We start from the raw sequence: 20,197 nt of genomic DNA on the forward strand, positions 1-20,197 counted from the left end.
CGGACGGGACGATCTTCATCACCGCGCTGAGCAACCTGTCGCTCTACTGGCAGACCGGCAGCCGTCGCCGCTACCTGCGCGACAAGCCGGAGCGCAAGCGTGTCGAGAACTACGAGAGCTCGAACGATGCGTACGTCGTCGAAGACTACGGCTTCGGCTGCGTGATCGAGAACATCGACACCACCAATGCGTAAGGGGAAGCCATGACCAGCCCAGCCCGCCGGCACTTCCAACGCGTCACCGCCGCTCAGTCGGCCGGTGGCGCGGAAGCCGGCCAGCAGCAGAGCGGCGATCAGTACGAACTGATGATGGCCACGCTCTACGACGCCCGCCTATCGCTGAAAAAGGTGAAGTCCACCGAAGCCAAGATCGCGATGAAGCGCGAGCTGCTGCCCCAGTTCGACGCCTACATCGAGGGCGTTCTCGACGCCGGCAACGGCGCCCGAGATGAAGTGGTCACCACAGTCATGATCTGGCGTCTCGACGTTGGCGACCTCGAGGGCGCACTGGCGATTGCCCGCTATGCCATCGAGCACGATCTCGACACGCCCGACCGGTTCGAGCGTGACACGGCCAGCCTCGTCGCCGAGCAACTGGCTGAAGAGGTCTTGAACCAGATCGAGAGCGTCGACGACGAGACACGCCAGCAACTCGGCACGCACCTCGCGGCGATCATGTCCGGCGCCCACGATCTGATCGACGGCGTCGACATGCACGACCAGATCACGGCCAAGTTCCGCAAAGCTTATGGCTATGCCCTGCGTGACGCCGGTTGCCCCGTTGCCGCCGTTGGGCAGCTGAAACGAGCGCTGGAGCTGAACGACCGGGTGGGCGTGAAGCGAGACATCGAGAACCTCGAACGCCAAATCAAGAAGAACGCCAGCGATCAGCCCAGCGGCTGACGCTGCAACCGAGTCGCACGCCGACGGCCGGGAGGCATCGGGGGGAGATCCAGGCCATGCGCCCCATATCGTCGATCCCCGATCCACCTCCCCTTTTTTGAACGGAACGCGCCATGTCTCTAGTTGCCCACGGCGGCAGCAACACCCAGCCGACCCCAGCGCCACCGATCACGAATAACGGATTCTGGCCCGACATCGAGCCCGGCACGTTTCGCGAGCGGCACCGCATCGATACGACCATCACGCCCGGGCGCGTCGAACAGGCGCTCGGCATTGCTATGCGCGATATCAACCGGCAGCTCGCTGACTTTCAAGCCCAGCAACATGAAGCGGGCATCCTTGCCGCCGACGCGGTACCGCTCGAGCCGTGGCAGACACCCGGTCACACGACCGAGCTTTACCGCCAGGCGGTGTTCTCGGAAGCGCATGCCCGAATACTCGAAAGCTACCGGGACTACAGCGCAACGCGCGACGGCGACGAGCGCGGCGAGATCAAAGACGAAGCGGCGGAGGATTACCGGCGCGATGCCCGCTGGGCGGTTTCCGAGATCATCGGCGAGCCACACACCACGGTTGAGCTGATCTGATGGCCCGCGTCATCTACGCCCACCAGTACGACACCGTCGACGCAATCTGCCAGCGCGTATACGGCCGCACAGCGGGCATAACCGAGCAGTTGCTCGAGCAGAATCCGGGCCTGGCCGACCTGGGGCCGATGCTGCCCCAGGGCACCGCGATCACGTTGCCGGACGTCGTCCAGCAGCCTCAGAAATCGACCGTTGTTCAGCTCTGGGACTGATGCCATGAACGCGCAACTACGCCAACCACGCAAACAGCCCGACCCGATAGTCGTGCTGATCACCCTTCTGATAGCTCACGCAGGAACGGCCATGGCCCAGCAATTGAACATCACGACAGAAGCCATCAAGTCGACGCCGCCCGCGATCGTCACACTCCTGCACGCCGGGGGCATGACACCCAGCGACTGGATCACGGTGCTCACGCTCGCGTATCTCGCCCTGCAGATCGGGCTGATCGTGCCCAAGTACATCGAGAAGCTGCGCGGCTGGCTGGATAGGGAGAAGTCATGAAGAACTGGACTCGTTGGCTCGGCGGCGCGGCAGGCGGCGCAACACTCGCGCTGTCCCTCTCGGTTAGCGTGGTCAAGCATTACGAAGGCACCGAGCTGGAGAGCTACCCGGATCCCGTCGGCATCCCGACCATCTGCACGGGCCACACCGGGCCGAGTGTGAAGCTCCACCAGACGAAAACGCCCGAGGAGTGCGAGGCGCTGCTCGCCGGCGACCTCGGGACGGCGTTCGACGCCATCGATCGGTATGTCGCCCCGGAGATCAACGCAACCATGCCGCCGACCCGTCGCGCCGCACTGGCGTCGTTCATTTTCAACGCCGGCCAGGGCAAGTTTCGCGACTCGACCCTGCTCGAGTTGCTCAATGCCGGCCAGCCTCGGGCAGCTTGTGATCAGCTCTCTCGATGGGTCTACGCCCAGGGCAAGAAGTTCGCCGGACTCGTCAAACGTCGAGCAGCCGAGCGCGAGCTCTGCCTCGCGGGGCTGGAATGAAGTTGCGCATCCTGATCGGCATCGTCGCATTGGCTATCACCGCGAGTGCCGGCTGGCTGGCGCGTGGTTGGTTCGAAGACGCTCAGCGCCTGACCGAAGAGCGCGCCGCGCGACTGGTGGCCGATGCCGCCATGGCGCGCGAAGCCGATATCGCCGGCGTGGTCGAGGATCGACTTGCCGAGCTCGACGCGAACGAACGCGTTATCGATAGAGGGATCATCCGTGAAATTCAGCAGCCGATTTACCGCAACGTGTGCCTTGGCGATAACGCTGTGCGCTTGCTCAACGACGCCGCCGCCGGCCGATCGCCCAATTCAACAGAACCTCACACGCAAATGCCCAACGACACTGCCGCCGCTGAATGACGGCACCGGCGGGGAAATCACACTCACGATGAACGCCTGGGCGTGGCAGTACCACGACTGCGCCACGCGTCATAACGGCCTGGTGGACGCTCTCGATGCAAAAACTGACTAGCCTGCGCCAGCATCTTCTCGACAGCGTGCCGGGGCTGGCCGCCGACCCAGATCGCCTGCGTACCTACGTGCCGGAGGGCAATATCGCCTTCAGCCGCGGGCTGAATCTGTCCCACGAGTATCGCGTGACGGCTGAGATCATCATCATCGGCACCGACGGCGACCTAGATCCGATCGTGTTGCCGATTCTGCAATGGCTCGGGCGCTATCAGCCCGACGTCGACCCGGCCCAGGCACTGCGGTTCTCGGCCGAGATCCACAACCATACCGAGGTGGATGTCATCTTCAGCGTCGAATTGACTGAGCGCGTCGTCGCCCTGGTCGACTGCGCTACCAGGCAGATCCGCAGCGAACACCGTATGCCGAAGTACCCACTCGATGCCTGCCCCGCCGAGCATTGGCAGCTGCTCGTTCGAAGTGACCCGAACGCCGATTACACCCTCGCCGCCGAGTGGCAATCCCCGTGACCACTGACGATCTCGAGATTCTCGAAGAGTGGGTCCAGCCGCTGATCGAGAAGCTCGAGCCATCCGCGCGGAAAACCCTCTCGCGCCAGATCGGCATCGCGCTGCGCAAAAGCCAGCAGCAACGGATCCGGCAGCAGAAGAATCCCGATGGCTCCGCGTACCAAGCTCGCGTCGGCAAGAAACAGACACGCCGCGCGCGTAAGCGCCTGCGCTTCATCTACGAGAAGCCAGGTCATGAGCCGGAAGAGCGCGAGATTGTGAACTGGATCCAGACGCCGCAGACCTACTTCGGCTATGACGAGCGCAAGGGCGGCGACCTGCGAACCTTCCTGAAACGCCGCATCGTGCGTGTCATCGAGAGAGATCTCACCCCCGTCGCCCGTCCCGGTGCTCGCGGCAAGCGCAGCCCGGATAACCGCATGTTCCAGAAGCTGGCCACCGCGCGATACTTGAAGATGAACGCCACGGCCGACGGCGCGTCGGTCGGCTACGAAGGCCGCATCGCCCATATCGCTCGCATTCATCAGAAAGGCAAGACCGCCCCGGTCAATCCGTACGTCCGCTACGACTACCCCGAGCGCGAGCTACTCGGCGCCACGCCGGACGATATCGAGATGATTCACGACATGCTGGTGCGACACCTCGGATCCGATATGGATGGCTAGGCCGTTGTAGATTCGCGATCTACAACGGCCCCCGCTTCCGCCAATCCGAACGCCGCGCAACCATCGCGGCATGAACAACGCCGCCGAACTACTCCGCCTGATTCACAACCTGGTCCGCCTCGGCACCATCGCCGAGGTGGATCACCAGGCTGCGCGGGTGCGCGTCAAATCCGGCGACATGCTGACCACCTGGCTGCAGTGGCTAACCCTGCGCGCCGGCACCACTCTCGACTGGGATCCGCCGACAATCGGCGAACAGGTCATTCTGTTTTCGCCCGGAGGGGATCCCGCCTCAGGCGTGGCACTCACTGGCCTATTCAGCACCGCCCACCCAGCACCGACCAACGCCCCCACTCTCTGGCGCCGAGTATTTCCAGATGGCGCCGTGATCGAGTACGACCACGGAGCGAGCCATCTCGCCGCCACGCTGCCCGGGTCCGCATCGATCTACGCCCAGGCCGACGTCACCGTCACCACTGCCTCGGCGCTCACCGCGACCGCGGCCGGCGGCGCGACAATCAACGCCAACGTCGTTATCAACGGCAACGTTACGTTGAACGGAAACCTCAGCCAGCCGAGCGGCAAGACAGCGACCATGTCTGGCGCGGTTCACTTCAAGGGCGCAGTGACAAGCAACGGCAAGGACATCAGCTCCAGTCACACGCATGACGGTGTACAGCGCGGCGGCGATAAAACCGAGGGTGTCAGCTGATGGGCGGCATGAGTCGCGGCAACGGTACCGCGCTGACTGGCATCGATCACATCCGTCAGTCCATCGCGGACATCCTGACGACGCCCATCGGCTCGCGCGTCATGCGCCGTGACTACGGCTCGCTCCTACCCAGCATGATCGACCAGCCACTGAATGACGCCACGCTACTGCAAGCCTACAGCGCCTCGGTGATTGCGATTCTGCGCTGGGAGCCGCGCGTCCGCGTCACCGCGATTCGAAAGAGCGTCAGCACCACCGAGCCGGGGCGCGTAACCCTCGAGATCGACGGCGTCACCAACGACGACGACGTCATCGCACTAAGTATTCCCCTGACGGAGCGCGCCTCATGAGTGGCGGTTTTACTGCGGTCGACCTCTCGCGCCTACCGGCGCCTGATGTCGTCGAATCCATCGAGTTCGAGACGATCTTCGAGGCGATGCTCGCCGACCTGCGCGCGCGGGATCCGAGCTTTGACGTCACCGTCGAATCCGACCCCGCTTATAAAGTCCTGCAGGTCGCGGCGTACCGCGAAATGCTGCTGCGCCAGCGCATCAATGAAGCGGCCAAGGGTGTCATGCTCGCCTATGCCATCGGGTCGGATCTCGACCAGCTCGGCGCGCTCTACGGCGTCGAACGCCAGATGCTAGACGCTGGCGACCCGGATGCCGTGCCGCCGGTACCGGCCTCCTACGAGACCGATGCCGATTTCCGACGCAGGATTCAGCTTTCGCTGGAAGGGTTCTCGACCGCCGGCCCAGAGGGCGCCTACGTATTCCATGCCCTGTCGGCCGATGGCGCGGTGCTGGACGCCAGCGCCACCAGCCCCGCGCCGGGAGAAGTGCTCGTCACCGTGCTCTCACGGAACGACAACGGCAACGCGCCGGCGTCACTGCTGAATGTCGTCGACGCCACGCTATCCGCAGAGGACGTCCGGCCGCTCACCGACCACGTAACTGTGCAATCCGCCGAGATCATCGAGTACCGGATCGACGCCACGCTCTACTTTTACGCCGGGCCGGATCGCGAGGTGGTCATGAGCCAGGCCCAGGGACAGGCCGCGACGTACGCAGAGCAGCAACACCGCCTCGGCCTCGACGTCACGCTGTCCGGTCTTTACGCAGCGCTCCATCAGCCCGGCGTCCAGCGCGTCGAACTCGCGTCGCCGGCGGCGAGCATCGTTGTCGACCGCACCCAGGCGACCTACTGCACCGGCATCGATCTGACCGACGGGGGCCTCGATGAATGATTCAGACGCCCGAGGCCGCGTCGTCAGCCTGCTGCCGCCCAACGCCACCGACGCCGAGCGGGCGCTAGAGGCCACCACCGCCACGGCCAGCGACTTGCCCGTGCCGCTGCGCTCGCTCTGGAACCCGGATACCTGCCCCGCCGATCTGCTGCCCTGGCTGGCCTGGGCCCTGTCGCTCGACTCGTGGCAACCGTACTGGCCGGAGCGCATCAAGCGTCAGCGCATCAGAGACGTCATCGAGATCCAGCGGCGCAAGGGCACCGCGAAATCCGTTCGCGATGTCGTTCGCTCGTTTGGATCCAGCCTGGCGATCCGTGAATGGTGGCAGCGCGCCACGCCCGGCACTCCGCACACCTTCGACGTCACCCTCTCGCTCGGTGCCGACGTCCCCAACACAGCCGAATACCAGCAAGACATCGTCGACGAGATCAGCCGGACGAAGCCGGTCCGCAGCCACTTCACGTTCACCGCCGGGCTGAATGCCACCGCCGGCGTCGGCATCGTCGCCGTCGCCCGCCCCTACATCTACCGCCGCCTGACGGCCACAGCAGACTGACGGAGAGCCCATGGCGATTCGATTCATCGTCACCGACGCCGGCCGCGCGGCGTTGACCAACGAAGACAACACCGGTACCGGCGCACGCAAGATTGCCGAGATTGGCCTCGGCCGTGGTCAATACACGGCCAGCGACCGCAGCCGCACCGACCTCGTAGACCCGATCAAACGCATCAATACAATCGGCGGCGAAACCGTCGCGCCGGACATCATTCACGTCACGCTGCAGGACGAGACCAGCGACACATACAGCGTCGGCGAGATCGGCCTCTTTCTCGATAACGGCGTGCTGTTCGCTTACTACAGCCAGCCCGACGACTGGATCATCGAGAAAGCCGCACCGGCCACGCTGCTACTCGCCACGGATATCGAGTTAGCCGACATCGATGTTTCGTCGCTCACGTTTGGGGACGCCGCATTCCTCAATCCGCCGGCGACCGAGACGGTCCTGGGCGTGATCGAGATCGCCACCCAGGAAGAGGTGGACGCCGGTACCGACCGCCGTCGCGCCGTCGTCCCGCGCACGCTGAAAGCGATGCTCGACAAGGTGCTCAAGGCGTATGCGACGGTGAAGCAACTCGCGGATCACGCCGCGAGCCGTGACCACCCCGGCGCCACGACGTCGGCCCAAGGCATGGTCGAGTTGGCGACCTATGGCGAGACTCAGGCCGGCGAAGACAACAGCCGAGCTGTAACCCCGGCGGCGCTCAACTCCCGCACTGCCACGACTTCGCGCACGGGGCTCGTCGAACAGGCAACCGAGACCGAAGCCAAGGCAGGCGCGGCGAACGTGTTTCCCGATGCCGCTGGCGTTGTCGCCGCATTCCAGCAGTATGGCCTGGGCGTGCAGGCACTGCCGAACTGGCCGCTGGCCAGCTTCAACGACAACCCGCTGAGCGTGCCGTCTGGGCTCTACCGACTGACGTCTACGACCGACGGCACCCCCCAGGGGTCGGGCTGCATCATCTGGACGCGCTACAACAGCAGCCAGTACGGCACGGCCATTTTCATGCCGTACTCTGGGCGCACGATCTACACCCGCAGCTACCGCTTCGATACCGAGTGGTCGGCGTGGGTCATGAGCCTCGACGAGGACAATCACCGGGCCGCGACTAACTCCCAGGCAGTCGCGGGCACCGCGACTGACGTTTGGGCCAGCCCGAGCTCCATCGCCGCGCACGTGCAATCCCTGGGCTGGGGCGCCACGGCCCCGGAGATCGGAGCGCTGTTCGACAATGACTTCGACAAATGGGTCAACCAGGACATCGTTGGTACGGTGTCCGGCGACTGGAAGAACGGTCCCTACGGAAACTCGGCCCACACCGGCGTGCTGATGCAACTGGCGCGGACCTACAACAATGGCATCGCCCAGCTCTACTTCGACACATCGCGTGGCGAGTCCTTCTACCGCTGCAATACAGGCTCGAGCTCGCGACCCTGGCAGAAGCAGCTCACAGATCAGAACCTGCGTGAAGCCACGGCCGAAGAGTCGACCGCTGGTGATTCAGGCTCGACATACCTGTCGCCGAGGCGTGGCTACCAGTTGATCCAGAACTTCGGGTTAGGGTCTTTGTTGTGTCCGGACTGGCCGCTGGATGATCTCAACGCCGACCCGACGGCGGTGCGCTCGGGGCTGTACCGGATAACCTCCAATTTCAATCGCCCGGGTGGCGCAGCGGTCGTCCTGTGGACGCGCTACAACCTCAGCACCGGATCGATGCTGCTGATCGAACAGTCATCTGGCGCGGTGCGCAATCGCGGCTACGGATCAGGTTCGTGGTCGGATTGGGCGACGGCATGGAATGAAGACAACGATGGCCCTGGGTCTGGTCTCGATGCGGACCAGGTGGACGGTCTTCATGCGTCGCAGTTTCTACGCAGTGATATCGGTAATGCTCGAATACCGTTGGGTTCCACATCGGCGAGCAATTGGGACGGGATAGTCTGGGAAGATTCCAGTGACACATTGTCCATATTTATGGATCAAGACCCCGAAAACGATCGCGCATACGTAGTGATTGGAAAAGGGTACGTTGAGATCAACGGGAAAAAAGTCTGGCATCCTGGCAATCAAGGTCACGGAACTGGCATGGATGCCGACACTGTCGATGGAAAGCATGCATCAGATCTCGTCCAACTAAAGCCTGGCCAGAGCCAGACTATCAATGCGGCGCTGGAAGTCGTAGATAACGGGAATGCCGCGAACGATAAGAACTATGGAGTGATACTTTCCGCGTTCGCGCCTGGAGTGGGTTTTGTCGATCGCTCAACGAATGGCGGTGGTGGAGTCATCTACTTCGATCAGCAGACATTCCGCGTCGCTGTGAGTGCCAGCGACACGAACGGCACCGCTGCCGGACGTAGCGATAAAACCGAGTTGATTACCCTTGACTCCAATGTCTTTCGGTATCGAGGGAACGACGTCTGGCACCACGGCAATGTAACGACACAAGGCGGTAAATCCAGCGGACGCCGCAAGCTGCCCAATGGAGACACCGAAATGTGGGGTTACGTCACGACCAACACAAGCGAGAGTAGTCCCACCAATGTGACGTTCCCGTATTCGTTCGACTCGGAATGCTACAACGTGTCGATCACTCCCGTGGTCAATCCCAATGTCGACGTCATTCTCGGCGTCAACGATTCACCATCTCGGACCGGATTCACTGCCTATGCATCGCGTCAGAGTGAGTCGAGTGATTCCTCTGTTCCTGGGTTCTTTTGGAGGGCCGTTGGCCGATGAGCGTTTATTTCTCACTACATGAACATGGCTTTTTCGAAGACCACAACAAGCCAGATGACGCTATCGCGATCAGTGACGAACTTCACTGGTCGCTGATCGAGGGCCTGGCACGTGGTGAAATCATCGTTATCAACGACGCCGGCGAGCCGGTATTGACAGATAGAGTGGTAACCGTCGCTGAGCTGGCGTCGGGAAAACGGGCCGCAATCGAGCGCGGCTTGGCTGCCGCTCTAAACGCCGGCATGACCTATACCCTGCCCGGCGGCGCCGAGGACATCGTGCAGACTCGGCCCGACCAGGACGAAGCCAACCTTTTGGGCCTGGCCATTGAAGCGCGGGATCTGCGCGCCGCCGGCGAGACCGGTGCCGTCATGTCGCTGCGCGCCAAGTCGAACACGGTCTACGCCCTCACGCCCGAACAGATGATCGCGCTGACCGACGCCGCCAAGTCGTTCAAGCAAGCCTTGCTGGCGCAAAGCTGGCAGCTCAAGGACGCAGTCACTGCCGCCGAAGCCGCGGGGGACCGAGAAGCGCTCGAGGCGATCACTTGGGACACAGACACCACCACCGAGGAAACCGCATGAACCGTACCCACTGGGAACACGCCATCATCGCCGCGCTGATGATGCTCATCGTCTGGGCGATCCTCGCCCTATTCGACATCCCCGGCGCCGCGCTGATCGCGTTCGTGATCCCGGTGACCTGGTTCGTCGCTCGCGAGGCCACGCAACACGAGTACAAGCTCGGTACCCAACGCGGCTGGCGCTGGGGCCGTAACCTGCCGGTGAAGTGGTGGGAGGGCGTCGTGCGCGGATGGTCCCGCGACTCGCTGCTCGACTGGCTCGCCCCACTGTTCCTGTGCCTGGCGTTGCTCATCGCACTACAGCTATCGCCACTGCCAATCTAACGTCGCAAGAACCACATCGAAGCCCGCCACGCGCGGGCTTTTTCATGCCCGCTCGTCCGGGCGTTGTAGATCACCGATCTACAACGCCCGCCGCTAGAGCTCCGCCACCCTCCGCGCAAGCATGGCCGCACGCATGCACCGAACCACCACCTGCGCAGGAGCTCGCCCATGGCGACCGATTACCATCACGGCGTTCGCGTCGTCGAGATCAACGAAGGCACCCGCCCGATCCACACCGTTTCCACGGCGGTGATCGGCATGGTTGCCACGGCCGACGACGCCGATCCCAATCAATTTCCGCTCAACACCGCGGTGCTCGTCACCGACGCCTATACCGCAATGGGCAAGGCCGGTGATACCGGCACCCTCGCCCGCTCGCTGGATGCCATCGTCGATCAGGCCAAGCCGGTCTCCGTCATCGTTCGCGTTGCCGAGGGCGAGACTGCCGACGAGACCAAGGCCAACATCATCGGCAACATCGAGGACACCGGCCAGAAGACCGGCATCCAGGCGCTGCTGACAGCGCAGGCGAAGTTCGGCATCAAGCCGCGCATCCTCGGCGTGCCGGAACTCGACGACGAGGACGTCGGCGCCGCCCTGATCAGCGTCGCCCAGAAGCTGCGCGCCTTCGCCTACCTCTCCGCCTTCGGCTGCACCTCGGTCGAAGAAGCGACGATGTACCGCCAGACCTACGGCGCTCGCGAAGCGATGGTGATCTGGCCGGACTTCACCGGCTTCGACGTCGACGCCGCGCAGACTCGCAATCTCTCTGCAGTCGCCCGGGCGATGGGCCTACGCGCGAAGATCGATGAGCAGACCGGCTGGCACAAGACATTGAGCAACGTCGCCGTCAACGGCGTCACCGGCCTGTCGCATGACATCTACTGGGATCTGCAGGATCCGGCGACCGATGCCGGCGTGCTGAACGCCGCCGACGTCACTACGTTGGTCAACCGCGATGGCTTTCGTTTCTGGGGCTCGCGCACCTGCTCGGATGATCCGCTGTTCGCGTTCGAGAACTACACCCGCACCGCGCAGGTACTCGCGGACACGATGGCCGAGGCGCACCTCTGGGCGATCGACAAGCCCATGCACCCGACGCTGGCACGCGACATCATCGAAGGCATCAACGCCAAGATGCGGGAGCTGACCCGCCAAGGCTATCTGCTCGGCGGCAGCGCCTGGTTCGACAGCGAGATCAACACCACCGACGTCCTCAAGAGCGGCAAGTTGTACATCGACTACGACTACACCCCGGTCCCGCCGCTCGAAAACCTCATGCTGCAGCAGCGAATCAGCGACCAGTACCTGGTCGACTTCGCCGCGCGCGTCGCCGCCTGATAGGAGCCCGCGACTATGTCACTCCCCAACATCCTCAAGGACTTCAACCTGTTCGGCGATGGCAACAACTGGCAGGGCAAGATTCCCTCGCTGACGTTGCCGGAGCTCGCCCGTCGCATGGTCGAGTACGAAGGCGGCGGCATGGATGGCCCCATCGAAGTCGATCAGGGCATGCAGCTCATGACGATGGAATGGACCGCCGGTGGCCTGATCGTCGATGGCCTTTTCGATTCGTTCGGCTCCCCGGTTCACGACGCCGCCATGCTGCGCATGAACGGCAGCTACGAAAGCGACGAGACCGGCCAGGTCATCCCCGTCGAAGTCGTCGTGCGCGGCCGTCACAAGACCATCGGCATGGGCGAAGGCAGCAAGGGCGACAACAACACCATGTCGATCACCACGACCATCAGTTATTACAAGCTGACCGTCGACGGGGAAGACATCATCGAGCGCGACGTGCCCGGCTACCTCTTCAAGGTGCGCGGCCAGGATCTCCTCGAGAAGCGACGAAAGGCGCTCGGCCTGTAATCCATGCACTACGTCCATCCGGATCGAATACCGCCACCCCCGCCGGGGTGGTACGACATCGCCAGTAGAGAGAAGACCATGACCGAACAAACCGCAGCCGCCGAAAGCACTGAAGCCACCGCCGTCGACTCGGCAAAGTCCGACAGCGAAACCGTCATCACGCTGGATTACCCGATCAAGCGCGGCAGCAAGAGTGTCAGCGAGATCACCGTGCGCAAGCCGAAGTCCGGTGCACTGCGTGGTGTCTCGCTGACCGAGGTGCTGCAAATGGAAGTGACGGCACTGACCAAGGTGCTGCCGCGCATCACCGAGCCGTCGCTTTCCGAAGCCGAACTGCGCGACATCGATCCCGCTGACCTCTTCCAGTTGGGCGGTGCCGTCACCGGTTTTTTGCTGCCTCGGAAGTTCCGCGAAACGAGCGACTGACGCTACCCAATCACGTCGAGGACGCCATGGCCGATCTCGCAATGGTGTTCCACTGGACCCCGGGCGACATGGACACCATGTCGCTCGAGGAATTGACAGAGTGGCGAGAGCGCGCCCGCCTCCGCCACGAGCCCCCCAAGAAAGCCCCGAACCGATAGGACGCCACGATGGCCGGAAACCTCAAGCTCGACGTCCTTCTCCGCGCCGTCGACAAGGCGACCGGCCCGCTCAAGAGGATTCGCGAAGGCAGCGGCGAGACCGCCGAAGCCCTGAAGGCCAGCCGCGAGCAGCTCAAGACGTTGGAACGCGCGCAGAAGGATCTGCGCGGCTTCCGGCAGCTCAAGGAGCAATCTCGCGAAAGCGCCCGCGCGCTGCAGCAGCAACAGGACGAGATCCGCGACCTGTCACGCCGCATGAACGAAGCCGGCGCGGATACCGCCGCGCTCGGCCGTGAACGAACGGCTGCAATCCAGCAAGCACGCAAGCTCTCCGAGCGCTACGAGGACGAGCAGCGCAAGCTGCGTGACCTTCGCTCGAGCATGACCCGCGTCGAGGGTGTGACCCGCAGCTACGCCGACCAGCAGCGTGAGCTACAGCGCCGAATTCGCAGCACCAACGAACAGATCGAGAAACAGCAGCACGGGTTGCGCGAAGTCGCGCGACGGCAGAAAGCGGCCGCGGACGCCGCCAAGAAGTACCACCGCACCATCGGCCGCGCCAACAACATGACCGGCGCTGGGATGACCGGCGTCGCCGCCGGTGGTGGCGGCGTCTTCGCGCTAACCAACCAGGCGTTTTCCGCCGAGATGTCCGGCGCCCGGCTGGCATCGCAGTTTGGCGAGGACAGCAGCCAGGGCGTGGCCTATCAGGACGTCATCGCCGACGTCTACGGGACCGGCCGTGGTGCAGACATGCAGCAGGTCACCGACGCAGTCGCGGCAGTAGGTGCCGCCTTCGGCTCGCTGGATGATATCAGCCAGGAAAGCCTGGCCGATCTCACCAAACGCGCGCTGACGCTCTCCGACGTCTTCGGTACCGATGTCGCCGAATCGGTCCAGACAGCTCAGCTCATGGTCAAGAACGGCCTGGCCAAGGATGCCAACGCCGCCATGGATCTGCTCGGCGCCGGCTTCCAGCGCGTCTCCGTCGAGATGCGCGACGAGCTGCCCGAGATCCTGCACGAGTACAGCACCAACTTCCGCGCGCTCGGCTTCGATGGTCAACAGGCAATGGGCCTGCTCGTCGATGCGGCCGGCCAGGGCAAGTTCGCCCTCGACAAGACTGGTGACGCCCTCAAGGAATTCACGATCCGTGGTTCCGACATGAGTAAGGCCAGCGTCTCGGCCTATGAATCGGTAGGCCTGAACGCCCAGGCGATGTCCGATGCCATCGCCAGTGGCGGGCCGGCCGCGCGAGAAGCCCTGCAGCAAACCGCCAAAGCGATTCTCGCAATCGAGGATCCGGCCAAACGCGCCAACACCGCCATCGCCCTATTCGGCACGCCCATCGAAGATCTGTCGGTCGACCAGATCCCCAAGTTCCTCAAAGGGCTGACCGGCGCCGGCGAGGGGCTCGGGGATGTCACCGGCACGGTCGACGAGATGGCGAAGACGATCGGCGATAACGCCATGTCGGCGCTGAAGCGCGTCCAACGCGCGCTATCCGGCGAGTTAATGCGCGTGCTGCGTGATGTCCGCGACGACATCATCGCCGTCAGTGACGCCGTGGTGACGTGGATCAAAGCCAATCCCGAGCTGGTATCGTGGCTGATCAAAATCACCGCTGCCATCGCCGCCGTGGTTGCCGTCTCCGGCGCGCTGACGTTGGCGCTCGCCTCGCTGCTTGGTCCGTTTGCCGCCACACGGTGGCTGCTAGAGATGGTCGGTCTACGCGCCAAGGGTGCTGATTCGCTGCTGGGCAAACTCGCCAAGGGTGGCCTCAAGGCGCTAGGCGGCTCGCTGAAATGGCTCGGCCGGATCGTCGCCGTGGTCGGCCGGGCGTTCCTGCTCAACCCCATTGGTCTCGCTGTCACGGCCATCGCTGGTGCCGCGTACCTGATCTATCGCAATTGGGACAGCATTGCCGCGTTCTTCAAGGACCGCTGGCGCGACGTGAAGGCCGCGTTCGATGACGGTGTCGGCAGCGTCATGCACTTGCTGCTCAACTGGAACCCGCTCGGTCTCGTCTACAAGGGCGTGATGGCCATCCTGCGCAAGCTGGGCGTCGAAGTGCCGGACAGTATCGCCACGCTGGGCGACGCCATCGTCAATGGCCTAGGCGCGGCGTGGGAAGGCATCACCAGCCTCTGGGACTGGTTCAAGGACGCCCCAGGCAAAGCCATCGATTATGTCGTCGATCTCGTTAGCGACTGGGATCTGATGGGCCAACTCGAGCAGAAGTGGGACGAAGCGATCGCCTACCTCAAGTCGCTCCCCTCGCGCATGTGGAGCGCAGGCAAAGACGTTGCGGCCGGCCTCGGCGAAGGGATCAAGAGCGGCGCGTCCACTGTCGCCGACCGAGCCGGTGACATGGCCGACGGCGCGATCAAGAAAGCCCGCGAGCTGCTCCGGATCAACTCACCCTCGCGAGTGTTCCGGGAGATCGGCGGCTACACCGTGGAAGGGTTCAACCAGGGGCTGGACCAGAAGCGGAAAGAGCCAGTGCGCCGCGTCGCGGACATCGCCAAGCGTATGACCCAGGCCGGCGCGGGTATCGCCATCGGCGCCGCGTCGCTGCCAGTGGCCGCCATGCCCGGGCTCAACGCCGGGCAAGGCGTGGCGCTGGATACTCGCCCGCCCATCGCCGCGCCGGCGAGCGGTGGCGTTCAGATCACCATCGGCGACATCAACGTGCACCCCGCGCCAGGCATGGACGAGCAGGCGCTGGCCCGCTACGTCGCCGCCGAGGTGCAGCGGGCCCTGGCCGCTGCCGAACGTGACGCCGCGGCCCGCACCCGCCGCAATCTCTACGACAACGACTGAGGATCCAGCCGATGATGATGGTCTACGGCATGTTCGTGTTCTCGCTCCCCACCGCGGCCTATCAGTCGCTGCAGCGCCAGACCCAATGGCGCCAGTCCAGCCTCTCGCGAATCGGTAAGCGCCCGGCGGTCCAGTTCCTCGGCCCGGGTAGCGATACCATCACGCTGACCGGCGAACTCTACCCCGAGTTCACCGGTGGCCAGTCGAATCTCGACCAGCTGCGGGCGATGGGCGACCAGGGCGCCGCGTGGCCGCTGATCGAGGGCACCGGCCGCATGTATGGGCTCTACACCATCGACTCAATGGACGAAGGCACCGATCGGTACTTTCGTGACGGTGCCGCGCAGCACATCACGTTTTCGCTCTCGCTCTCCCGCATCGACGACGACCGCCGCGAGCTGCTCGGCACCATCAGCGAAACCGCACTGCGCGCCGTCACGCAGGCACTGGCATGAGCAGCTTTGGCAAACCGGCACGCTCGCCGGATTACCGCCTGGCGATCAACGGCCAGCAGATCACCCCACGCGTTCGCGGCCGCCTGCAGCGTCTCACGCTGACGGATCGCCGCGGCCTCGAGGCCGATCAACTGGATATCGTGCTGACCGACGATGACGGTCAGCTCGCCCTGCCCCGCCGCGGCGTCGAGATCCACGTCGCCATCGGCTGGAGCGGCGAGCCTCTGACCCAGCGCGGCACCTTCATCGTCGACGAGATCGAGCATTCCGGCTCACCGGATACGCTCTCGATCCGTGCCAGTAGCGCCAATCTGCGCGGCCAGTTCCCGGTGAAGCGCACGCAGAGCTGGCACCGCACAACCATCGGCGACATCGTCACCACTATCGCCAAGCGCCACGACCTGAACCCCAGCATCGGCCAGGCGCTGCGCATCGTCGGCGTTGCCCACATCGACCAGACAGAAGAAAGCGATATCAACTTCCTCACCCGCCTGGCCGAGCGCTATGACGCCGTGGCAACCGTGAAGGCCGGCAACCTGCTGTTCATCCCGGCCGGCCAAGCCACCACCGCCAACGGGCTTGAGATCCCGCCGATCATCATCCGGCGCCAGGACGGCGACCAGCACCGCTACAGCGTGACCGACCGCGACAGCTACTCGGGCGTGGTGGCCGCCTGGCACGATACCGACGGCGCCGCGCGCCGCGACGTCCTCGCGGGTACCGACGACAACCCCAAGCGCCTGCGGTCCATCCATGCGAGCGAGGAAGACGCCCTCGCCGCTGCCAGGGCCGAATGGCAACGCCTGCAGCGCGGTGTCGCTGAATTCGGCCTGACGCTTGCCGAGGGGCGTGCGAACATCTACCCCGAGACGCCGGCGCGATGCGTCGGCTGGAAACGTGAAATCGAGGAAACCGAGTGGCTGCTGGTAGAGGTCAGGCACGACATTGGCGATGCCGGCTACACCAATAGCCTGCAGTTCGAGACACGTGGCGCGAAACCAGCGCAATAAGCGTTCCCACAAAAATATAAGTGTATCTTTGCAAAAACTTATAAAACGACATACCATGGGTTCATCGGACGCGGGGGAAAGATGAACACCATCCAGTGGAAGACCAAGGCCTTCAAGCAACTGCGGAAGCTGCCGCCGAAGCAACAGGCCACCCTCTACGAAGCGGTTCAGTCTCTCGCCGAAATGCCGGACGTGCACAACGTCAAAGCCCTAAAAAAACACCAGTACGGCTACCGCCTGCGGGTTGGCAACTACCGCGTGCTGTTCGATTGGGACGGTGGCATTCGAATCGTACAGATCCAGGAGGTGAGAAAACGCGATGAACGCACATACTGAGAATGTCCAAATCATCAATGGGCCGGATGGCGCCCCGGCCTACGTGGTTATCCCGTATCAAGACTACTTGGCCAGCCACACCGAACCCGACCTGATCCCCAATGAAGTCGTCGGTATGGTCGTGAACGAGGACATCACCATGGTGGCGGCCTGGCGGCGACACCTGGGGCTGACGCAAGCACAAGTCGCCAAGCGCATCGGAATTTCCCAGTCAGCCTATGCCCAGCAGGAAACCGCCCGAAAGCCGCGGCAGGCGACACTGGAAAAAATAGCCACGGCGCTGGGCGTCACGGTGGAGCAGCTTTCGGAGGATTGATCATCGGTGGCCTAAGACCCAGGGAGATCGAACCATGCTTTTTCCTATCGCTATCGAATGGTCGACGATACAAGTGCCACCGGCGTCGTGTTTCCCGACATCCCCCGACGCCATCACCGTCGGGGACACCAGAAAGCGAGAATAGCAATGGCGGTGCAAGTCCACCGATATCGCCAAACGGTTCAGCTATCAGTAATCTTTTGCCGCCAATTCTCTCAGTATCGCATCGACGTCTATTGTCTGAATGGCGCTCACGGACGCTTCAACGGCACCCTCATGGCATAAACCCAAAATAGCAGCGTCTTCGTAACCAGCCTTCGCGGCCTGTATACAAGCTTCCTTCACCCGCACTGCGATCATCAAAGCAGCGTCGTCGTTCATGTCCTCTCCAAATACGCCTTGAGTATTACCGCATTGTTATAGTCAGTACTTCGTGCTGCAAATAGCAACGTCAGTGTTTGCTTCTTGGTGATCTGTCGAAGGGTTTTTACGGCCTCTGGGTCAGCGTGGGCGAGCTCACGTTCATACGCCTTTCGAAATTCACTCCATCTCTCCTGATCATGCCCGTACCATTGCCGCAGTGATCTAGAAGGAGCGAGCTCTTTCCGCCACTCATCAATTTTAGCGTCACGCTTAGCGACTCCCCTGGGCCAAATACCGTCCACTAGCACACGGTAACCATCGTCTGGACTGGCCTTATCATAAATACGTTTAATCTGAACTTTCATAAGAAACCTCACAAACATCGGCTATACAGTCGGCATTGAAAATGCCAGGTTTCACTGTCAGAGTGCGCGATAAATGCAAATCTCTCTATTTGGACTCATTATAGGTGAATGCTGAAGAAGGTTTGGAACTTCATCACCATCACAGCCGAATTTACTCCAGGCCTCATCACAAATTGCGCCCCCCCTATCCATGGCATAATACAAGCCTTCATCGAACCCCTCGCTAAACCTGATAGCGGTCGACCGGTCAGCGTTGATTTTGTACTCAGTATCGGAACGCATCTGCAACCCAATGCACTGAAGGGAGGCTTGAAGTGCCATTCCGAACTGATGGGGAGAAGGAGCTCCGGCAGCTTTCGCAGGAGATGACATCGTCATACCCAGACACCCAATCAATAAAAACGCAAACAAAACAACCATTTGCATTACCTCGATAATAGTGCAAGAGCATAAAACCCTACCAGTCACGCTATGGGCTGGCCATAACCCCAAAGGCTAGACGAAGCATTCACAATTGCTTGTTTTTTTCACATTCTGTTGTGCACACATAGACTAGCATAGAGCTATTTGGGTTACGCATATGTCTGACTTACCAACCCGCTGGTCAATAGCAAAAACAACGTTAATTCTTATCATATGCCTTGGTGCGCTGACATCGAGTTTAAGCGCCATCTACATGAACGGTTTACCCTTCGACAAAAAATGGGGCAATGAATCTCTTCCAGCTACGACGTTGCTATGCAAATATCAATTCACGATGTTGAAAATCGCCAAAAGCATAGAGCAATTAAATACAGAAAAGAGAGGCAAAGTTCTTGGGAATAGTGAATGCTTTCACTTACGTCAAAGCACAGACTACTCAATTGTCGGTGGAGGGCCCGGGTTCTATAAAATCGAAACAGTGATAGATGGTAAAGCCCGCGACCTTTATATTAGCGAGATAGAATACAACCACATGGTTACCGGAAGATCGAGGGGAATGGTGCCGTACTTAGACCACCTGCCTCATTAGCGACCTCGTAGCAGTTCGGCATCTTTCTATTCAGTCTCCAGAAAAAATTATGGAATTCCGCTGCTTCTTTAACCAAAAATAGGGGCAGTAACCGACGACATCGACTACCACAGTCGCATGAAAAAGCAGTAAGTTTTTAAGACCAATCAAGGTAACTCACTACGCTTGAGTTTCTGCATCAGCAGCGCTGCTCGACGAATCCCGCTTTATCGTGGCCTGAGCGGTCGAGGTACACCTACTAGCACTGGTTACCTGACTCAGACCTTCGTGCACGAGACGATTCACCTCCTAAGTGAATCGCCTCGGCTATACCATTACGCCACGTAGCTTCTCGCCTGGCTCACCACCACGCCCAGCAGCATCTCCTCCCGCGCGAATACCGACTCCCGACCCTGCAGCGGTATCAGCCGCAGCCGGCCACCGATGCGCCAGGCTCTCGCCAGTAGATGCTCACCCTCGACCTTCGCGATGGTGAGATCCTCGTTGCCGATCATCCGGCTTTCGTCCGCGATCAGCACGTCGCCCTCGATCAGCGGGCCGTCTAAGCCGGCACCCTCCTTCAACTCCACGGCGAAGCAGCTCGCCGGGAAGCGTTCCAGGTCATAACCAAAAAGCGCCGGATGTCCCAGCCCCATCATCAGTGGCCCCAGATATTGCACCTGCATTGCTTACTCGCACCCTGTCGCAACGTTCTGACTGAAACTCAACATTACTGTATATCCAAACAGTTAAAAGGGGAATGTCTTTGCGCTCGACTGGTAGTGGAAGAGCGAATGTCGGATTTTTGTGTAGGAGATCGCCCATTGCG

At 62.0% G+C, this 20,197-nt stretch carries 28 protein-coding genes; 25 read left to right on the forward strand and 3 right to left on the reverse strand.

What is annotated here, in order from left to right; all coding sequences use genetic code 11:
• The 25 genes from Q0602_RS13745 to Q0602_RS13865 all read left to right on the forward strand — a co-directional run.
• A partial coding sequence (locus Q0602_RS13745; RefSeq protein WP_298844331.1) for a P2 family phage major capsid protein occupies positions 1–194 on the forward strand: 194 nt, incomplete at its 5' end.
• Positions 195–203: 9 nt separating this feature from the next.
• Complete coding sequence (gene gpM, locus Q0602_RS13750; protein WP_298844336.1) at positions 204–902, forward strand: phage terminase small subunit; 699 nt, start codon at positions 204–206, stop codon at positions 900–902.
• 113 nt (positions 903–1,015) lie between these two features.
• Entirely contained in the window at positions 1,016–1,489 is a 474-nt protein-coding gene (locus tag Q0602_RS13755) for a head completion/stabilization protein (protein ID WP_298844339.1), read from the forward strand.
• Entirely contained in the window at positions 1,489–1,701 is a 213-nt protein-coding gene (locus Q0602_RS13760) for a tail protein X (protein WP_298844341.1), read from the forward strand. Before Q0602_RS13755 ends, Q0602_RS13760 begins: the two co-directional genes overlap by 1 nt.
• 91 nt (positions 1,702–1,792) lie before the next feature.
• Positions 1,793–1,993 (forward strand): hypothetical protein, encoded by a 201-nt coding sequence (locus Q0602_RS13765; RefSeq protein WP_075569212.1) that lies wholly within the window; start codon positions 1,793–1,795, stop codon positions 1,991–1,993.
• On the forward strand, positions 1,990–2,484 hold the full coding sequence (locus Q0602_RS13770) for a lysozyme (protein ID WP_298844361.1): 495 nt from the start codon (positions 1,990–1,992) through the stop codon (positions 2,482–2,484). The genes Q0602_RS13765 and Q0602_RS13770 overlap by 4 nt, the downstream gene beginning before the upstream one ends.
• Positions 2,481–2,849, forward strand: coding sequence for a hypothetical protein (locus tag Q0602_RS13775; RefSeq protein WP_298844364.1), 369 nt, complete (start codon positions 2,481–2,483; stop codon positions 2,847–2,849). Before Q0602_RS13770 ends, Q0602_RS13775 begins: the two co-directional genes overlap by 4 nt.
• A gap of 95 nt (positions 2,850–2,944) precedes the next feature.
• Positions 2,945–3,427, forward strand: coding sequence for a phage tail protein (locus Q0602_RS13780; RefSeq protein ID WP_298844369.1), 483 nt, complete (start codon positions 2,945–2,947; stop codon positions 3,425–3,427).
• Positions 3,424–4,092, forward strand: coding sequence for a phage virion morphogenesis protein (locus Q0602_RS13785; protein ID WP_298844373.1), 669 nt, complete (start codon positions 3,424–3,426; stop codon positions 4,090–4,092). Before Q0602_RS13780 ends, Q0602_RS13785 begins: the two co-directional genes overlap by 4 nt.
• A gap of 70 nt (positions 4,093–4,162) precedes the next feature.
• Positions 4,163–4,804 carry a phage baseplate assembly protein V gene (locus tag Q0602_RS13790; protein ID WP_298844376.1) on the forward strand — a complete coding sequence of 214 codons (642 nt, stop codon included), beginning with the start codon at positions 4,163–4,165 and terminating at the stop codon, positions 4,802–4,804.
• Entirely contained in the window at positions 4,804–5,154 is a 351-nt protein-coding gene (locus Q0602_RS13795; protein WP_298844379.1) for a GPW/gp25 family protein, read from the forward strand. The genes Q0602_RS13790 and Q0602_RS13795 overlap by 1 nt, the downstream gene beginning before the upstream one ends.
• The gene (locus tag Q0602_RS13800) at positions 5,151–6,050 is read left to right on the forward strand and encodes a baseplate J/gp47 family protein (protein WP_298844382.1); all 900 of its coding nucleotides are present in this window, start codon (positions 5,151–5,153) and stop codon (positions 6,048–6,050) included. The genes Q0602_RS13795 and Q0602_RS13800 overlap by 4 nt, the downstream gene beginning before the upstream one ends.
• Positions 6,043–6,606: a phage tail protein I gene (locus Q0602_RS13805; protein ID WP_298844385.1), complete on the forward strand. Its 564-nt coding sequence runs from the start codon at positions 6,043–6,045 to the stop codon at positions 6,604–6,606. Before Q0602_RS13800 ends, Q0602_RS13805 begins: the two co-directional genes overlap by 8 nt.
• A gap of 10 nt (positions 6,607–6,616) precedes the next feature.
• A complete protein-coding gene (locus Q0602_RS13810) occupies positions 6,617–9,349 on the forward strand; it encodes a hypothetical protein (protein WP_298844388.1) in 2,733 nt (910 codons plus the stop codon).
• The gene (locus Q0602_RS13815) at positions 9,346–9,933 is read left to right on the forward strand and encodes a DUF4376 domain-containing protein (RefSeq protein ID WP_298844391.1); all 588 of its coding nucleotides are present in this window, start codon (positions 9,346–9,348) and stop codon (positions 9,931–9,933) included. Before Q0602_RS13810 ends, Q0602_RS13815 begins: the two co-directional genes overlap by 4 nt.
• Positions 9,930–10,256 (forward strand): hypothetical protein, encoded by a 327-nt coding sequence (locus Q0602_RS13820; RefSeq protein ID WP_298844394.1) that lies wholly within the window; start codon positions 9,930–9,932, stop codon positions 10,254–10,256. The genes Q0602_RS13815 and Q0602_RS13820 overlap by 4 nt, the downstream gene beginning before the upstream one ends.
• A 168-nt stretch (positions 10,257–10,424) precedes the next feature.
• Positions 10,425–11,597, forward strand: a complete 1,173-nt coding sequence (locus Q0602_RS13825; protein ID WP_298844397.1) for a phage tail sheath protein — start codon at positions 10,425–10,427, stop codon at positions 11,595–11,597.
• Positions 11,598–11,612: 15 nt separating this feature from the next.
• Positions 11,613–12,125 (forward strand): phage major tail tube protein, encoded by a 513-nt coding sequence (locus Q0602_RS13830; protein ID WP_298844400.1) that lies wholly within the window; start codon positions 11,613–11,615, stop codon positions 12,123–12,125.
• A gap of 78 nt (positions 12,126–12,203) precedes the next feature.
• Entirely contained in the window at positions 12,204–12,551 is a 348-nt protein-coding gene (locus Q0602_RS13835) for a phage tail assembly protein (RefSeq protein ID WP_298844403.1), read from the forward strand.
• A 26-nt stretch (positions 12,552–12,577) separates the two neighbouring features.
• Positions 12,578–12,709 carry a GpE family phage tail protein gene (locus tag Q0602_RS13840; protein WP_298844406.1) on the forward strand — a complete coding sequence of 44 codons (132 nt, stop codon included), beginning with the start codon at positions 12,578–12,580 and terminating at the stop codon, positions 12,707–12,709.
• A gap of 9 nt (positions 12,710–12,718) precedes the next feature.
• Entirely contained in the window at positions 12,719–15,532 is a 2,814-nt protein-coding gene (locus Q0602_RS13845) for a phage tail tape measure protein (RefSeq protein ID WP_298844408.1), read from the forward strand.
• Between the two features lie 11 nt (positions 15,533–15,543).
• On the forward strand, positions 15,544–15,987 hold the full coding sequence (locus Q0602_RS13850; protein WP_298844411.1) for a phage tail protein: 444 nt from the start codon (positions 15,544–15,546) through the stop codon (positions 15,985–15,987).
• Positions 15,984–16,997: a phage late control D family protein gene (locus Q0602_RS13855; protein WP_298844414.1), complete on the forward strand. Its 1,014-nt coding sequence runs from the start codon at positions 15,984–15,986 to the stop codon at positions 16,995–16,997. Before Q0602_RS13850 ends, Q0602_RS13855 begins: the two co-directional genes overlap by 4 nt.
• An 81-nt stretch (positions 16,998–17,078) precedes the next feature.
• Positions 17,079–17,333: a type II toxin-antitoxin system RelE/ParE family toxin gene (locus tag Q0602_RS13860; RefSeq protein WP_298844417.1), complete on the forward strand. Its 255-nt coding sequence runs from the start codon at positions 17,079–17,081 to the stop codon at positions 17,331–17,333.
• Positions 17,317–17,649, forward strand: a complete 333-nt coding sequence (locus tag Q0602_RS13865; RefSeq protein ID WP_298844420.1) for a helix-turn-helix domain-containing protein — start codon at positions 17,317–17,319, stop codon at positions 17,647–17,649. The genes Q0602_RS13860 and Q0602_RS13865 overlap by 17 nt, the downstream gene beginning before the upstream one ends.
• A gap of 189 nt (positions 17,650–17,838) precedes the next feature.
• Here Q0602_RS13865 and Q0602_RS13870 read toward each other — a convergent pair whose 3' ends face one another.
• From Q0602_RS13870 to Q0602_RS13875, 3 genes are all read right to left on the reverse strand, one after another.
• On the reverse strand, positions 17,839–18,030 hold the full coding sequence (locus Q0602_RS13870) for a hypothetical protein (RefSeq protein ID WP_298844423.1): 192 nt from the start codon (positions 18,028–18,030) through the stop codon (positions 17,839–17,841).
• The gene (locus Q0602_RS25365; RefSeq protein ID WP_367276975.1) at positions 18,027–18,395 is read right to left on the reverse strand and encodes a DUF488 domain-containing protein; all 369 of its coding nucleotides are present in this window, start codon (positions 18,393–18,395) and stop codon (positions 18,027–18,029) included. The genes Q0602_RS13870 and Q0602_RS25365 overlap by 4 nt, the downstream gene beginning before the upstream one ends.
• A gap of 1,308 nt (positions 18,396–19,703) precedes the next feature.
• Positions 19,704–20,054 (reverse strand): hypothetical protein, encoded by a 351-nt coding sequence (locus Q0602_RS13875; RefSeq protein WP_298844426.1) that lies wholly within the window; start codon positions 20,052–20,054, stop codon positions 19,704–19,706.
• Between the last annotated feature and the right edge of the window lie 143 nt (positions 20,055–20,197).

It is taken from the genome of uncultured Salinicola sp., assembly GCF_937921195.1.
In the GTDB taxonomy this organism is placed as follows: Bacteria; Pseudomonadota; Gammaproteobacteria; order Pseudomonadales; family Halomonadaceae; genus Salinicola.

Excerpts from the sequence above, each read along its gene's own strand:
- gpM (WP_298844336.1), top strand. The coding sequence starts at position 204 with ATGACCAGCCCAGCCCGCCGGCACTTCCAACGCGTCACCGCCGCTCAG.
- Q0602_RS13755 (WP_298844339.1), top strand. The coding sequence starts at position 1,016 with ATGTCTCTAGTTGCCCACGGCGGCAGCAACACCCAGCCGACCCCAGCG.
- Q0602_RS13760 (WP_298844341.1), top strand. The coding sequence starts at position 1,489 with ATGGCCCGCGTCATCTACGCCCACCAGTACGACACCGTCGACGCAATC.
- Q0602_RS13765 (WP_075569212.1), top strand. The coding sequence starts at position 1,793 with ATGGCCCAGCAATTGAACATCACGACAGAAGCCATCAAGTCGACGCCG.
- Q0602_RS13770 (WP_298844361.1), top strand. The coding sequence starts at position 1,990 with ATGAAGAACTGGACTCGTTGGCTCGGCGGCGCGGCAGGCGGCGCAACA.
- Q0602_RS13775 (WP_298844364.1), top strand. The coding sequence starts at position 2,481 with ATGAAGTTGCGCATCCTGATCGGCATCGTCGCATTGGCTATCACCGCG.
- Q0602_RS13780 (WP_298844369.1), top strand. The coding sequence starts at position 2,945 with ATGCAAAAACTGACTAGCCTGCGCCAGCATCTTCTCGACAGCGTGCCG.
- Q0602_RS13790 (WP_298844376.1), top strand. The coding sequence starts at position 4,163 with ATGAACAACGCCGCCGAACTACTCCGCCTGATTCACAACCTGGTCCGC.
- Q0602_RS13795 (WP_298844379.1), top strand. The coding sequence starts at position 4,804 with ATGGGCGGCATGAGTCGCGGCAACGGTACCGCGCTGACTGGCATCGAT.
- Q0602_RS13800 (WP_298844382.1), top strand. The coding sequence starts at position 5,151 with ATGAGTGGCGGTTTTACTGCGGTCGACCTCTCGCGCCTACCGGCGCCT.
- Q0602_RS13805 (WP_298844385.1), top strand. The coding sequence starts at position 6,043 with ATGAATGATTCAGACGCCCGAGGCCGCGTCGTCAGCCTGCTGCCGCCC.
- Q0602_RS13810 (WP_298844388.1), top strand. The coding sequence starts at position 6,617 with ATGGCGATTCGATTCATCGTCACCGACGCCGGCCGCGCGGCGTTGACC.
- Q0602_RS13815 (WP_298844391.1), top strand. The coding sequence starts at position 9,346 with ATGAGCGTTTATTTCTCACTACATGAACATGGCTTTTTCGAAGACCAC.
- Q0602_RS13820 (WP_298844394.1), top strand. The coding sequence starts at position 9,930 with ATGAACCGTACCCACTGGGAACACGCCATCATCGCCGCGCTGATGATG.
- Q0602_RS13825 (WP_298844397.1), top strand. The coding sequence starts at position 10,425 with ATGGCGACCGATTACCATCACGGCGTTCGCGTCGTCGAGATCAACGAA.
- Q0602_RS13830 (WP_298844400.1), top strand. The coding sequence starts at position 11,613 with ATGTCACTCCCCAACATCCTCAAGGACTTCAACCTGTTCGGCGATGGC.
- Q0602_RS13835 (WP_298844403.1), top strand. The coding sequence starts at position 12,204 with ATGACCGAACAAACCGCAGCCGCCGAAAGCACTGAAGCCACCGCCGTC.
- Q0602_RS13840 (WP_298844406.1), top strand. The coding sequence starts at position 12,578 with ATGGCCGATCTCGCAATGGTGTTCCACTGGACCCCGGGCGACATGGAC.
- Q0602_RS13845 (WP_298844408.1), top strand. The coding sequence starts at position 12,719 with ATGGCCGGAAACCTCAAGCTCGACGTCCTTCTCCGCGCCGTCGACAAG.
- Q0602_RS13850 (WP_298844411.1), top strand. The coding sequence starts at position 15,544 with ATGATGATGGTCTACGGCATGTTCGTGTTCTCGCTCCCCACCGCGGCC.
- Q0602_RS13855 (WP_298844414.1), top strand. The coding sequence starts at position 15,984 with ATGAGCAGCTTTGGCAAACCGGCACGCTCGCCGGATTACCGCCTGGCG.
- Q0602_RS13860 (WP_298844417.1), top strand. The coding sequence starts at position 17,079 with ATGAACACCATCCAGTGGAAGACCAAGGCCTTCAAGCAACTGCGGAAG.
- Q0602_RS13865 (WP_298844420.1), top strand. The coding sequence starts at position 17,317 with ATGAACGCACATACTGAGAATGTCCAAATCATCAATGGGCCGGATGGC.
- Q0602_RS13870 (WP_298844423.1), bottom strand. The coding sequence starts at position 18,030 with ATGAACGACGACGCTGCTTTGATGATCGCAGTGCGGGTGAAGGAAGCT.
- Q0602_RS25365 (WP_367276975.1), bottom strand. The coding sequence starts at position 18,395 with ATGTTTGTGAGGTTTCTTATGAAAGTTCAGATTAAACGTATTTATGAT.
- Q0602_RS13875 (WP_298844426.1), bottom strand. The coding sequence starts at position 20,054 with ATGCAGGTGCAATATCTGGGGCCACTGATGATGGGGCTGGGACATCCG.